Source organism: Burkholderia sp. Ac-20392, from assembly GCF_017104585.1.
Classification (GTDB): Bacteria; Pseudomonadota; Gammaproteobacteria; order Burkholderiales; family Burkholderiaceae; genus Burkholderia; species Burkholderia lata.
Genome location: NZ_JAAGPB010001136.1, coordinates 1 through 883 on the forward strand (window position 1 = coordinate 1; position 883 = coordinate 883).

General features: G+C 70.7%; 2 pseudogenes. Both read right to left on the reverse strand.

From position 1 onward, the window contains the following. Nucleotides 1-514: pseudogene (locus tag G3N99_RS41235) on the reverse strand (2,5-dihydroxypyridine 5,6-dioxygenase); the annotation flags it as partial. A 47-nt stretch (nucleotides 515-561) separates the two neighbouring features. After that, nucleotides 562-883: pseudogene (locus G3N99_RS41240) on the reverse strand (alpha/beta hydrolase); the annotation flags it as partial.

Genomic DNA, 883 nt, shown 5'->3' on the forward strand with positions numbered 1-883 from the left:
ACTCGCCGAGCGGGCACACGAGCGCGGTGCCGGCGGCCGACGTCACGCGCATCTCGCGGGCGGCGGCGATCCGTTTCGCCGCGGCGAGCACGCGCGTGCGGTCGGCCAGCGTCGGCACCATCCGCACGAGCACTTCGGGCGGCTCGACCGCGAGCAGGATTTTCGTGCCGGACTTCAGGATGTCGTGCTGCTCGGGCGAGAACAGCAGCGTCATCAGGTCGAGCACGAGGTCGCTCTCGCGCAGCGCGGCGATCGCGGCCTTGTTGCCGGTCAGCGGCGTCGTGCCGAGATACGCGAGCGGATCGCGGCTGAATGCCTTGTCGCCGTTCACCGGCGGCAGGTCGAGGCGGTTGACGATCGCGCCCATCATTTGCGTCGCGATCAGCGCGCACGACAGCGTCTGCGGGTGGGTGGCCGCGCTCGTCAGGATCGTGACGGTCTGGCCCGGTTCGAGGCGCGACAGCGTGAGCACCTGCTTCCACGCGTCGATCAGTTGGGTATCGCTGACTGGCATCGTCGGCTCCGGTAAGTGCGTGAGGGAAAGGGGCGGGCGCCGTGCGATCAGGCCGCGAGCGGTGCGCCGAGGAAGTCGCCGAACGCCGCGTAGAAGCCCGGGGCGTTGTCCCACGGAATCATGTGGCCGGCGTCGGGCACGCGCACGTGCCGCATCGACGGCGTCGCGCGCTGCAGTTCGGCGACGTCGTCGTCGCGCACCACGTCGCCGCGTTCGGCCGTGATCAGCAGCGACGGCACGGCCAGCTGCGCGGCGTCCGCGTGGAAATCGTCGGCATGAAAGCCTTCGTACGTCGCGCGCACCGCGCGCTCGTCGCAGGTGTGCAGCCATTCGGCGCGCAACTGCAGCTCGGCGTCGGTCCAGGTCGGG